Raw genomic sequence first — 13383 nt, 5'->3', positions numbered from 1 at the left:
GATGTATTGTGTGGAATACTTCGAACTTTGACAGCATGGTATGGTTCTAGCGAGCGCTGCCGTTGGCTGTTGCCATGGGCACGCTGACGAGTTCACCTGCTGCTGCAACTACCATGCCCGATTTTCATCTCAACCGTGTCCCGACGTTTACGCTGCTTGAGCACGATGCGATGGATGCCATGGAGAAGCGTCTGTTGCTGGCCTCTGCTCGCATTCCGGTTGGGGTGCTTATTCCAGCGCTGTACACCGATTTGGCCAGTCCAGCCATGGCCAACATCATCAAAGAGTTGGCGCAGATGGAGTTTGTCCAGCAGGTCTACATCAGCCTGGATCGAGCCAATTCTGATGAGTTTCGACAAGCACAACAGATTGTTGCGCCTTTGGGTGAAAAAAATCGGCTGCTGTGGAATGATGCCCCCGGTGTGGAGAGTGTGCTGCGCGAGATTGATGATTTGCTGCCGCTGGGGCCACGGGGCAAAGGACGCGCCGTATGGACGGCGTTGGGATATGCGATCGCCAAGCAGGATGTGGCGGTGCTGGCCTTTCATGATGCCGATATTTTGACGTATGACCGACGCTTTTTGGTGCGGTTGTTGTATACGGTGGTGCAGTTGCGCTACCAGTTTGCCAAGGGGTTTTATGCGCGGTATGGCGATCGCCTGTATGGTCGCGTTGTTCGACTGTTCTACTATCCCTTTGTGCGATCGCTGAAAGAAGTCTTAGGAAATTTAGACTTTTTGGACTACATGGGCGATTTTCGCTATCCCCTATCGGGCGAATTTGCCACCTTTATTAGCAACGCGCAAGAAATGCAGTTCCCGTCTGACTGGGGCATCGAAGTTGGAATTTTATCCGAAATTTATCGTTTGTTTCGGGTGCCGCGGGTGTGCCAGGTTGAGTTGACCCCACGCTACGACCACAAGCACCAGCAGGTTGGTTCCGATAGCCATGTTGGCCTGCAAAAGATGGTGGCCGACATTGCCCGTACTTTTTTTACCCAGCTCTCATCCCAGGGGATTGTCCTGACCAGCGAGTTTGCCCGTACGCTCAAATTTACCTATTTGATTCATGCGCGGCGAGCCGTGGATGTGTATGAGGCGTTTGCTGAAATGCACGATCTGCTTGAACATGATCTGCATCAAGAATTTAGTGCGGTTGAAGCCTTTGCCCGTGCGCTGGATAAGGCGTTTGATGAGTTTAAGCGCTATCCGTTTGGGTCGCCACTCATTCCCGACTGGCAGCGGGTAGAGGTGGGCATTCCTGGAATTATGCAAAAGCTGGTCGATGCGCTGGATAAGCCGTGCTAGCGCTCTGAGGTTTGCGCGTCGCGCAAACCTCAGACAAGCCCATTTTTGCGTGCGCGACGCGCACGCAAAAATGGGCACTTCAGCTTATCCAAAACTCAGGTTCTGACGGGGTGCCCCGCAGCAGATCAAACGCTACAAGGCTTCTAGTAAAAAATAGGTTTCTATATCGCCTTTGCCTTTGACATCAATACAGCCGCGCCGCTCAAACTGGTAGCGTTTGTGCAAGCGTTCGTAGGTGTTAGGGGCGACTTGAATGTAGCCCGGTAGGCACAGCGCCTCCATGCGGCTGGCAATGTTGACGGTGTCGCCCCACAGGTCGTAGCTAAACTTTTTGGTGCCAATGACTCCGGCTCCAACGGGGCCAGTGTTAATGCCAATACGAATTTGCAGGGGGCGATCGCGAAAGGGATATAGGGGCGAGTGGCTCAGCTCGGCGATCGCACGCTGCATGTCCAGCGCCATATTAGCCACAGCTTCAGCGTGGTCGGGTCGGGGTGTGGGCAGCCCACCCACCGCCATGTACGCATCGCCAATGGTCTTGATTTTTTCCAACCCATGGGCTTCTACCAACTGGTCAAAGGTGGAGAAAATTTCGTTCAATAGCTTGACCAAATCTGTAGGAGGCAAATGGGACGCCAATTCGGTAAAGTTGACCAAATCGGCAAACAGCACAGTTACCTCGGCAAAGTTATCGGCAATGGTTTGGGCACCTTGCTTCAGCTGTTCGGCGATCGCCCACGGCAAAATGTTGAGCAACAGCTTTTCCGACTTTTCCTGCTCGTCTTCCAGTCGCTTCAGGTACGCCTGCTCCTGATCTCGCAATCGTTTTTTTTCCAGACAGGCTCCAATGCGCGCCTTCAAGATCGTGGGGTTAAAGGGCTTGAATAGGTAATCTTCTGCCCCAAGCTCAATGCAGCGCACAACGCTGTCAATATCATCCAGCGCGGAAATCATAATGACGGGAATGTGGCGCAAGTCGGGATCTTGCTTAATGTACTCCAGCACCTCATAGCCGTTCATTTCCGGCATCATAATGTCGAGCAGCACTAGGTCAAAGGTGTGCGATCGCATTTTATCGAGAGCATCTTTACCATTGTCAGCCGTTACAATTTGATGCCCCTGGCGCTGCAACCGCCGAGACAATAAATCGCGATTCATCTCGTTGTCATCGACAACTAAAACGGCCCCCTGTTCGTGCATCATGCTGACACCAACTCCATTGGAGAAGATCCAAATCTCAGATGAACCATCCAGGTTGCATCCACTATTAACCATCCACTATTAACAGGGGGTAACCAAACGGATTTTGGCTCACTGCCCATCCCCTAGCAGTGCTTGAATTTTACCCATTAGTCGCAAAAAATCGACGGGTTTGGTGTCATATTCATCGCAGCCTGCCTCTATACATTTTTGCTGATCTCCGGCCATGGCGTGCGCCGTGAGGGCAATCACCGGAATGGATTGGGTATGGGCATCGGCTTTGAGCTGGCGGGTGGCCGACCAGCCATCTAAAACGGGGAGGCTCATATCCATCAAAATCAGGTCAGGTTGCTCGGTCCGGGCCAGGGCAACTCCTTGTGCCCCATCTATGGCTACGACAACTTCGATGCCTCGCCGGATGAGCCGACGCGACAGCATATCGCGGTTCATTTCATTGTCTTCTACCAATAGAATTTTCGGCATCGCGCGCTTGATTGAGCTTGAAAAGAGGATTGAGTTTGAAAAGAGGATGGACGTTGAAGGATGGATTAGTTCGATGAAACGGAACGATCGCCCCTGAGTCGTGGGTTACGCTGGCTGGCCAGCACCAGTTTGTGAATGGTGGTCATCAGCTCAGATTGACTGTAGGCTCCTTTTTGCAAAATGCGCTCAACCCCACCCTGTAGACGAAGCTGTTCATCGGGGGTGATGGATTGGGCCGTAATGATAATGACGGGCAGCGATCGCCACTGGTCATCTTGCTGGAGCGCTTCTACCACCCCAAAGCCATCTAGTTCAGGCATCATCAAATCCAGCAGCATGAGCTCGGGCTGCTGCTGCTGGAGCAACTCCAGCGCAACGCGCCCGTTTTCGGCCTCGATCACCGACCAGCCTTCACGCTCCAGCATGGCGCGCATCATCATGCGAGTAACGGCATCATCCTCTACCAACAGCACCGGGCAGGGAGGGCGATCGCAGCGATAGTTACGCAACACCATCGACAAGCGCGATCGGTCAATGGGTTTAACCAAATAGTCCACTGCACCCAGGGCATAGCCCATCTGCTTGTTGTCCACCATCGTCAGCATAATCACCGGAATATCCAACAATTCCGGGTCTTGCTTAAACAGGGTCAGCGCAGCCCAGCCATCCATCTGGGGCATCATCACATCGAGCGTAATGGCAATCGGATGGAGCGATCGCGCCTTTTGCAACCCCTCCTCGGCGCTCAGTGCTCCTTCCACACGGTAGCCCTCCTTTGACAAGTAGCGTCGCATCAGATCATGCACCGTTGGGTCATCATCCACCACCAGCACCACCGGAGCATCCTCCTCGCCGGGAACTGGTCCACACCGCAATCCCGACGCTTGGCTAGAGGCTTCTTCTGGTGCCAGAGGTACCAGATCGCTCGGCAACGTCATCGTAAAGGTGGTGCCCGTTCCGATCGCACTCGTCACAGCAATGTCGCCATTCATCATGTGGCAAAACCGCTGGGTAATCGCTAGCCCCAGTCCCGTACCGCCATACTTGCGGGTGGTCGAAGCATCGGCCTGGGTAAAGGCTTGAAAGACGCGCTCAATTTGGTCGGCTGACATGCCAATGCCTGTATCCACCACGCGAAACTGGATGAGAGACTCGGGTTGCAATGCCATGGTGGCATCTGGTGTGCGCCGAAACTTGGGTGCAGAATTTTGCACCCGTTCTACAGTCAGGGTGACAGTGCCACGCTCGGTAAACTTGGCCGCATTGCTCAGCAAATTCAGCAGGTTTTGGCGAACTTTGGTCAGGTCGGCGTGCATGCTGCCAATGCTGGCGTCACACTGTACGACAAAAGTGTTGTGGTTTTTGTCCATGGCCGGCTGAATGGTGGACTGTACGCCATAGATCAAGTCCGCCACATCAAAGTCTTCTAGGTACAGGTTCATACGACCTGCCTCGATTTTGGACAGGTCAAGAATATCGTTGATGAGCGCCAACAGGTGCCGTCCCGAAGCATGAATTTTTTGCAGATCGGGCACGAACTCGGGCTGACCCAAGTCTTCTGCTTCTTCTTGCAGCATTTCGCTGTAGCCAATGATGGCATTGAGCGGGGTGCGCAGTTCGTGACTCATGTTGGCCAAAAACTGGCTCTTGGCCCGATTGGCCTTTTCGGCGGTTTCTTTATCGCGCAGCAGTTCATCGGCCCGTTTGCGCTCGGTAATGTCGCGCAAGTATAGGATGATGCCTGATACGGCGGTGTTGTTGAGCAGATTATTCCCCACGGCTTCGAGCACGCACCAGTGGCCATCTCGATGTTGAAACCTCAGCTCGAAGGGGCGTGTCACTCCCGATTGGTGCAACGTTTCGGTAAAGAATTGCTTGGCGGCGGGCAGATCAGCGGGGTGCACCATCGACAGAAACGACGGCATAGAGCGATCGCCCTCTACCGAATGAGCCTGCATCGTCTCGGTGAAATGCGCTGGACTGTAGCCCAGCACAGATTGTAAGGAGGGGCTGCTATAGCGTACAGTGCCGTCACGCGTCAGGATGGCGATAATGTCGGATGCGTTTTCAATGAGGGCACGAAAGTATTCTTCGCGGCGGTGTAGGTCATCTTTGGCTTCATGCAGGCTTTGTTCGCGATCGCGAACCTCTTGGGCCATCCGCAAAAACACACGCGCCAGAGAACCCAGCTCATCGGGGCGTTGGGCTAGGGTTTTGAGCGTTTCGGGGTTAAACCGTTGAGTGCCTAAATCACTGGCGGCGGCGGTTAAGCGATCCACAGATTCAGTTACCCGCTGCGACAGCACCAGCGAGGCCAGCATTCCCATCGCCAAAATTCCGGCAGAGATGGTGGCCACCCGCCGCAGATCGCGAAACGCCGCAGTCCGCAAGCTACTGGTCGATAAGTAAACTAATGTGGCTCCTGTGACTTGGCGATTCTCGTCCAAAATGGGAGCCATCACCTTGAGCAGCTCACCATCTAGCCCGGTCATAATGGTGCCACCACTGATGACTTGCTGAAGCATTTGGCGATCGCGATCGCTCAAACTGGCATTGTTTTCGCTGCTAGAGGTCACGGCTCGCGCCCGGTTTTGCAACGTGCGATCCACAATTCGCACCGCGACCACAGTTCTTCCATCCACCAGTTCATTGGCCAACCGCTGCAAACCAATCTGCTGTTGAAGCCGCCCCAAAATGTTGGCCTCGTGCCCCACTTGCACAATTCGCCGCTTGTCAAGCCCGCTCACCCCCGCGTACTTAAACACACGATCGTCAATTTCGCGTCGTCGCGATTCTTGAATGACGGCCCCTTTCTCTCCTGTTAGCAGCGGCCAAAAGGCACTGGCCTGGGGTTGTTTAGCCGGATCGGGGTCAAACGTAAAGTTTACCGAGCGCAGGTTGCGAATGTAAGCATTGCCGCGCTCATCAGTAATCCAAAATTCGTCGATGGGGGTTGTTTCGGCAACTTGGCGCAGGTGTTCGCTAATTTGCTCTGGGGTGAGGCCTGCTTGCTCGGCGATCGCTACCAAATGGCTCGCCAACATGGCCTGCCCTATCATTTGCTCGCCAATCATATCGTCCACTTCTTCCGGCACGCGATCGGCAAAGCGCGTCATGCGGGCTAAAAACTGGGCCAGTAAAATGCCGTCTTGCTCGGTTTGTGCCAGAATCGACTGCCGCGTTCCCCAGGCTAATACCCCTGTGGTAACGGCCACCGTAGCCGCCAACAGCAACATCACATTGACCAAAATTCGGATGCGAAACTTCATAACACGTTTGGATAAGCCGGAGATACGGGAATGAGATAGGGCAGGTGCTCGTCGAGCGATCGCCTGGAGGTGGGTTCGTGTTGCACAAATTGCACAAATTGTTCGATGCGCCCATTCAGTCGTGAGTGGTCGGTTGGGGTGAGCTCTCGGGTGGCGATCGCCACCACCCTGACCGGACGCAGGCTCTGCCGCCGCACCTGCTCAATGATGTGAAATCCCTCTTTGCTGAGTTGCAGTAAGTCTAGTAGCAGCACCGCTGGAGCCTGACCAGTTGCCTGCTCAGGCCAATCTCCAGAATTCTCAACCTCGATGCAGCGCCAGCCCGCTTGCTGCAACGGCGTGGCCAACCGGTGCCGGGTCACCTCATCGGGATGGTACAGCAGCACCGGTGTATCGGCAGGGTTGGCCAACTGTTCTAGGTGCGCCACCAACCGATGCCCTTGCCCCGGCAACACCAGTTCCATCAGCCCTAAGCCATACCCCGAGGGCGATCGCGCCGAAGACTCTAGCTTCACTGGGGGCATCTTTGTTGCCATCATCACCACGGGAATCGTTTCCAGCGCCCTTTCGGACTTCAGGGTTGACAGCACCGCCCAGCTTTCTAGCGAGGGCATCAGCATGTCCAACACAATCCAGTCGGGGCGTACGTCTCGCGCCAGCCGCAGCCCCTCTTTGCCACCCCAAGCCGTAATCACCCGGTAACCTTGCTGGTTCAGCCGCTCCACCATCCAGTCGCGTACGGCCCGGTCGTCGTCAATCACCAGCACTAGTCCACTCGAACGCGGCTCAGGGTCGCCAGCGGGTTCAGGGGGCAGGCTTTCGGAAGGTGAGGAAGCGGGGTTGGGCAACGTAAGGGGAAGATCCAGCACAAAGGTCGATCCTACCCCTGGCGTACTCTCTACGGTGATGCTGCCGCCCAAAAGCTGAGCGTAGCGATAGCTAATGGCCAGCCCCAGACCCGTGCCGCCATACTTGCGCGTGGTCGAGTCATCCACCTGAGTAAAGGCTTGAAAAATTTGCTCTTGGGCATCGGGGGCCATGCCAATGCCCGTGTCTGCCACGCTGAAGCGAATGCGAGGGGGCTGGAGTTTGCCAGAGTTTGCCGCATCCGTGGGCGATCGCTCCTCCACCGTTTCGTCTACCGTGAAGGTAATGGTGCCCTGCTCGGTAAACTTGGCCGCATTGCTCAACAAATTGGACAAAATTTGCTGTACTTTGCCCAGGTCGGTATGTAGCGGCGGCAACGTTGCCTGGTAGTGAACTTGGAGCGTATTGCCCTTGGCGATCGCACTGGGCTTTACCGACTGCACCACCGCCTCTACCAGATCCGCCACCGCAAACTGCGTGGCCGTTAGCTCTACCCGCCCCGCCTCAAGTTTGGAAATATCCAGAATATCGTTGATCAAACCCAGCAAATGTTGGCCCGATTGGTGAATTTTGTCGAGATCAGGGACCAAGAACTCACACCCCTCTGCCGACACATCCTCCTTCAAAATTTCGCTATAGCCCATGATGGCGTTGAGCGGCGTGCGTAGCTCATGGCTCATATTCGCCAAAAAGATACTTTTGGCCCGGTTTGCGGCTTCGGCAGCGGCTTTTTCGGCCTCTAGCTGACGCAGATAGGCTTGCTCTTGATCGCGCAGCCACTTGCGTTCCAGGCAGGCGGCCACTCTGGCCCGCAGCAGCACTGGGTTCAGCGGCTTGACCAGATAATCCTCGGCACCCAGCTCAATGCAGCGCACCACACCCTCCAGGTCATCGGCTGAGGAAATGACCAGAATCGGCAACTGGGGGAGGTCGGCGTCGGCTCGGATGGCTTCGAGAACCTGATAGCCATTCATTTTGGGCATGATGATGTCCAGCAGCAACAAGTCAAAGGATTGCGCCTTGAGCAGAGCCAGCGCTTCTGGCCCCGACTGTGCCACCGTGACCGAGCCCACAATTTGCCGAATTTGGCGCGAGGCATAGAGCCCCATCGTTGGGTCATCATCCACCACCATGACCGCACCCCAGCCCGGTTCCATTTAAAGCGCCTCCCCGGATTTTTGGCGGTGATGGCGAATGCAGGTCACCACCAGCTCATGCACTTCTCGCAGCAGTTGGTCGCAGTCGTAGGCGTCTTTTTGCAAAATCTGTTCAACGTAGCCGTTGAGGTGCAGCAGGTCGGCGGGGGTGAGATCGAGTGCTGTGACGACCACAATGGGGAGCGATCGCCACTGGGGGTTTTGCCGCAGCAGGGAAATGAACTGAAAGCCGTCCACTTCTGGCATCATCAAATCCAGCAGAATCACATTGGGCTGCTGCTGGGCCACGCGCTCCAGCCCGACTCGACCATTTTCGGCTTCAGCCACGGTCCAACCTTCGCGCTCTAGCATGCGCCGAAACATAATGCGAATGGTGGGATCATCTTCCACCAATAGAACCCGACCAGGGGGAGTATTGCTGTCGGCAGCTGGCTGGTAGTGGCGCAGCACCGCCGTTAGCCGGTGGTAATCGACGGGCTTGGTCAAGTAATCGGATGCACCGAGTGCAAAGCCCTTGTTTTTGGCATCCACAATGGTCATCACCACAACCGGAATATCCGCCAATTCGGGATCGGTCTTAAAGGCTGATAGCACTGACCACCCATCCAGGTTGGGCATCAACACGTCTAGCGTAATCGCATCGGGACGGAGCGATCGCGCCAACTGAAGTCCTTCTTCGCCATCGGCAGCCGTTGTCACTTGAAATCCTTCGCGGGTGAGATAGCGCTGCATTAGCTCTCGCACCGCTGGGTCGTCGTCAATCACCAACACCATGCTGCCCTGGGCGATCGCGCGCAGTTCATCCCGCCATTGCCCATCCGTTCGCTGAGTGCGGGTTGCAGACCCCAATTCCAGCATTGGTTGCTGCATCTCTACATCCACCGGTAGGCAGATGGTAAACGTCGATCCCTGACCCAGTTCACTGGCCACCGTAATGTCGCCTCCCATCATTTGGCAAAAGCGACGGCTAATGGCCAGCCCCAAACCCGTGCCACCATACTTGCGCGTGGTTGAAGCATCGGCCTGGGTAAAGGCTTGAAACACCTTGTGCAACTGTTCATCCGACATGCCAATGCCCGTATCGATGACCTTAAACAGAACAAAGGCAGAATCAGACACCGTAGACGCAGATGGAACCCCAGTTTGTGCCCCGCCCACTGTTTGCCGATGCACCGTCAGGGTGACAGTGCCGCGTTCGGTAAATTTGGCAGCATTGCTCAGCAAATTCAGCAGCGATTGCCGCACCTTGGTGAGATCGGCATGCATCGTGCCAATGGCTGGATCGCACTCCACCCGGAAGGTGTTGCCGTTTTTATCCATGGCGGGCTGAATGGTGGACTGCACCTCGGCAATGAGCTGAGAGACCTTGAAGGTCTCCAGGTACACTTCCATCTTTCCAGCTTCAATTTTGGAAATGTCGAGGATGTCGTTGATCAGGGCGAGCAAATGCTTTCCGGCACCGCGAATTTTTTCCAGATCGGGCACGATGTCGCCATAGCCCAGATCGTCTGCGTCTTCTTGTAGCATTTCGCTGTAGCCAATGATGGCATTGAGCGGGGTACGCAGTTCGTGGCTCATGTTGGCCAAAAATTGGCTTTTGGCATGGTTCGCATCTTCGGCGGCTTCTTTACTCTTGCGCAGCGTTTCCTCGGCCTGCTTGCGATCGCTAATATCCCGCTGTACCGAAATCCAATGGGTGACTTCACCCAGATCATTCGCTAGGGGAATCATTTCAAAATCGAGCCAAAACTCTGAGCCATCTTTGCGATAGCTCACCATCTCGGCCTTGAGCGATTGCTGCCGCAGCAACGCCGACTGAATCCGCAAAATTTCTGTTTTGCTTGTATTGTGTCCCAGCAAAAAGTTGGGAGATTGGCCCACAGCCTCTTCCGAGGTGTAACCCGTCATGCGGCTAAAGGCTGCATTCACATAAACAATGCTGAGCTGATCCGGGTCTTGAGGCTTCACCTCGGTCACCATAACGGCATCGCTGGTATTCACCACCACCGACTCCAGCAATCGCAGGCGCTCTTGCTGATGACGGCGATCGCTCATATCCACAATCACCCCATCCAGGCATACCACCTGCCCATCGGCCCCTACAATCCCCTGGCCCTTGTCGTACACCCACCGCAAACTGCCATCGGCATGGCAAATGCGATATTCCAGCTCATAGGGTCGCTCTTCGGCCAGGGATTGCTCCACCTCACGGGCAACCGCCACCCGGTCTTCTGGGACAATCAGGGCCGCAAACGCCAACGTCGAGTTGCCAATAAAGTCCTGAGCCTCATAGCCCGTAATGGACTGAATTGCATCGCTAATGAACTCCATCGTCCAGGATTCGTCCATCGCACAGCGATACACCGCTCCCGAAATATTGGTCAAGAGCGATCGAAACCTTTCTTCGCGCTCTCGCAAGGCCGCATCGGCTTGCAAGCGTTGGGTAATATCCTGCGCTACACACACCAAACCGCCATCCGCTAGCCCGGTGAGAGACACCTCGGTAACCATGGGGCTGCCACCTTTTCGTTGGCCGATCGCTTCGCCCCGCCAGCGCCCCACCTGGGCAAACTCCGGCATCACCTCCTGCTGAAAGCGGCTGAGTTCGGCATCGGTGTATAGAGTTTGCCAAGTTTTGCCAATTAGCTCATCGGGGCTGTACCCATACATATAGGCATGAGCGCTGTTCATATATACAAATTCGCCCTGAGCATTCAAGAGCGCAATTCCCGTTTCTGAGGCTTCGATCGCTGCAAGCTGGCGTTGCAGCATTTGCTCCGCCGCTTTGCGCTCGGTAATGTCCATGGTGATGCCCGACATTTGCAGCGGCTCGCCTTGCTCATTGCGAATCACATTGCCCTGGCTGGTCACCCAGCGTAAGCTGCCATCTGGCCATAGGATGCGAAACTCTGCATGGTAGGAATCCCCCTCATACAGCGCCCGATTTTGTGCGGCCATCACCGTACTGCGATCGTCGGGATGCACTCGCTGCAAGAATTCCTCATACGACCCTTGAAACACTCCAGGCTCCATGCCAAAGAGGATTTCGGCTTCCTTTGACCAATGCTCTTCGCCCGTGGTGATATTCCAGTCCCAGGCTCCCATCTGTGCAGCTGTTAATGCCAGACGTTGCAGTTCTTCGCTTTGGCGAAATGATGCTTCTGCTTGCTTGGTTTTAATAAACTGGCCAATTTGGGTGCCAAATGCTTGCATGACCTCTTGCAAGTCCACATCGGCATGGTGGCTGGTTAGGCCAAAGAAGCACATCACACCGACCACGGTTTCTTTATCCCAAACGGGGAAGCCCCACACTGCTTGGAGTCCCATTTGCTGCATGAGTTGGCTGCGCAGTCCCACAAGTTCGTTGGCCCCCATGTCCCAGCGGCAGGGGGCTTTGGTTTGCCAAATGTGGCCGGGTAATCCCTTGCCAGGAAGTAGGGGTTGTCGCCATTCGGGTGTGTAGAGCAGGTCGGCTTCCCATTCGGACGTGTGCCACAGCCCTTCCAATTCCAAATGCTCTTTCAGGTCATCAAAAACCCACAGTTCACCGATTTGCCAGTTCATACCCTGGCAGATGGCTTGCAAAATGGCGGGGGTGGCTTGGGGCAGGGTGGTAAAGTCGGCGATCGCTCGGGTGATTGCATACTGAGTTTGCTGGCGTTGTTCAATGCGCCTTTGGGTTCGCGTGTTGTGCCGAAACACCACAATGCCGTAGCTAATGAGTGCCAACACCAACAGCCCAAAAGCTTGCAGCATGTAAGTTTTGTGCGCGATGTTTTGCAAGCGTCGGCGCAATAGTGCATCCAACTCTTGCGAGGCTTGATGCCACAGGGTGCTGCTGGACTGCATAGCGGCGATCGCCGCTTGTTCGTAGGCTCCCAGGTCGTAGGCCGTGGGCTGAATTTGAACGGTTTTGGACTGTTGAATTGCCTGGTTCAACACCGACAAAAAGATCGCGTTGGTATTCTCAGCCTGCCGCAGGGGTTCCTCTAGGTTGACCTTGAGCGTTGGAGAGGTTGTGTGCGATAGGGCCACCCCAATTCCGACCTTGGTGGCTTCCAAGTTGGCCTGGAGCAGCCCCATCCGGCTCAACAAACGGCCCTTTTCATCGGATGACATGGCCTGACGCAGTACCAGTGTCTCGCCCAACTGCCGCACCTGCGCCAGTAAATCATGGTGCTCTGGTAGCTTGAGCAAGACCGAATCCATGAGGTAATAGCTGTCTAAATTGGGATCTAGGATCAGGTGAGAGCGATCGCCCACCAAGGCCACCAGCGATCGCACGTGATCGATAAGTTGGGTGTAGCGCGGCTGCACTTCGTCCAATACATTGGGATCGAATGCATCGGGCTGGGGCGCACGGATAATGTCTTGATTGAGCAATTGCCAGAGTTGATCGATCTTGGCCACCGCAGCGTGAGTCTCCAGGCGATCGCCATAGCGGCGATCCATATCTTGCAACGCGGCCATATCCACCGCCACATGGGCATGGGCCTGCAATACTTCCGCTTGGGTGGCAGTGCGATCGCCCCACCGCTGAGTCATAAGCTTCGCCTGTGGCACATCTTGCAACAACTGCTCAAGCGGCACCAGGTAGGTATTGCCATCGATCTCGGCTTTGGCTACGGATCGCTGCCCATTAATTTCGGTCATGAGCTGGTAAACCACCACCGCAAACGACAATACAAATACCAGCAGCAGCGCAATCAAGTTGAATTGCTCTGTGGTTCGTTTGGGGGCTCCAGCTCTCATAGTGCTTTCAATACTCTTAAATAAAACGAGACTTAAACTGAGATGAGCATGCGTTGACGATCGCACCCATCAACAAGCAGCCTGTTTTGCTCTGAAGGGTGTCTAACCCTAACATCCATATCCTTGGCCCTTGCGCAGTCGCCGTCGTCCGGCCGTTGGGTTCTCTTGCCTTCCGCTGGGCTTGCCCGGTTATGCAAAAGCAATTGCAGCATTGTTACCGCTTTAGCCTACTTGCAGTTTCCCAACACGGCTGGCGTGGGTTTAGCTCTAAGACACGCTTTGCGCGATTCAACCCTTGATGCACCACATACCTCATGCTCATTTGCACAGCTAGGGGCTGCTCTCGTT

The 13383-nt window shown here is 55.1% G+C and carries 6 protein-coding genes; 1 reads left to right on the top strand and 5 read right to left on the bottom strand.

Features of this window, described 5'->3' with window-relative positions:
* Window positions 1-113 precede the first annotated feature (113 nt).
* Complete coding sequence (locus ACQ4M4_RS17805) at window positions 114-1307, top strand: hypothetical protein (protein ID WP_430685794.1); 1194 nt, start codon at window positions 114-116, stop codon at window positions 1305-1307.
* A 132-nt stretch (window positions 1308-1439) separates the two neighbouring features.
* Here the strand turns inward: ACQ4M4_RS17805 and ACQ4M4_RS17800 are convergent, their stop codons facing one another.
* The 5 genes from ACQ4M4_RS17800 to ACQ4M4_RS17780 form a co-directional block, all read right to left on the bottom strand.
* Entirely contained in the window at window positions 1440-2510 is a 1071-nt protein-coding gene (locus tag ACQ4M4_RS17800; protein WP_430685793.1) for an adenylate/guanylate cyclase domain-containing protein, read from the bottom strand.
* Window positions 2511-2618: 108 nt separating this feature from the next.
* Window positions 2619-2990, bottom strand: coding sequence for a response regulator (locus tag ACQ4M4_RS17795; RefSeq protein ID WP_430685792.1), 372 nt, complete (start codon window positions 2988-2990; stop codon window positions 2619-2621).
* Window positions 2991-3055: 65 nt separating this feature from the next.
* On the bottom strand, window positions 3056-6259 hold the full coding sequence (locus ACQ4M4_RS17790; protein ID WP_430685791.1) for a response regulator: 3204 nt from the start codon (window positions 6257-6259) through the stop codon (window positions 3056-3058).
* Window positions 6256-8283: a response regulator gene (locus tag ACQ4M4_RS17785; protein WP_430685790.1), complete on the bottom strand. Its 2028-nt coding sequence runs from the start codon at window positions 8281-8283 to the stop codon at window positions 6256-6258. The genes ACQ4M4_RS17790 and ACQ4M4_RS17785 overlap by 4 nt, the downstream gene beginning before the upstream one ends.
* Window positions 8284-13035: a PAS domain S-box protein gene (locus ACQ4M4_RS17780; RefSeq protein WP_430685789.1), complete on the bottom strand. Its 4752-nt coding sequence runs from the start codon at window positions 13033-13035 to the stop codon at window positions 8284-8286.
* Window positions 13036-13383: the final 348 nt, after the last annotated feature.

This window comes from Leptolyngbya sp. AN02str (assembly GCF_050565595.1).
In the GTDB taxonomy this organism is placed as follows: Bacteria; Cyanobacteriota; Cyanobacteriia; order Elainellales; family Elainellaceae; genus Kaiparowitsia.
The sequence above is the reverse complement of the archived record's forward strand: the minus strand, read 5'-3'. Positions and strand labels throughout refer to the sequence as shown.